Annotated in this window: 1 protein-coding gene; it reads left to right on the top strand. The window is 66.0% G+C overall.

Annotated features, from left to right (window positions below):
- A partial coding sequence (locus EOA22_RS37110; protein WP_164756358.1) for a phosphotransferase occupies positions 1 to 447 on the top strand: 447 nt, incomplete at both ends.

Raw genomic sequence — 447 nt, 5'->3', positions numbered from 1 at the left:
CAGCGTTCCGGAAATCCATGCCGAGGACCAGGAGCAGGGATTCCTGCTACTCGAGCATCTTGGCTCGGAAGGGTTCCTCGGCAGCGATGGCCAGCCGCTGCCCGAGCGCTGCGCGGCGGCGGCCGAGCTGCTGGCCATGATGCATGGCAGGACCTGGCCGCAGCGCCTGGAAACAGGGCATGGCGGCTTCCACGATGTCCCGCCTTTCGACCGCGAGGCCATGATGATCGAGGCCGATCTGCTGGTCGACTGGTACGTGCCGGCAATAACGGGCAGCCCGGCAAGCGGTGCCTTGCGCGCCGGCTACCACAAGCAATGGGGCGCGCTCCTCGACCGGCTGCACGGCCGCGAATATACGCTGATGCTGCGCGACTTCCATTCGCCCAACATCATCTGGCGCGGCGACCGTTCAGGGCATGATCGGCTGGGCATCGTCGATTTCCAGGA

The organism is Mesorhizobium sp. M7A.F.Ca.US.014.04.1.1 (assembly GCF_003998745.1).
Classification (GTDB): domain Bacteria; phylum Pseudomonadota; class Alphaproteobacteria; order Rhizobiales; family Rhizobiaceae; genus Mesorhizobium; species Mesorhizobium ciceri.
This window is presented reverse-complemented; position numbering and strand designations above follow the sequence as displayed.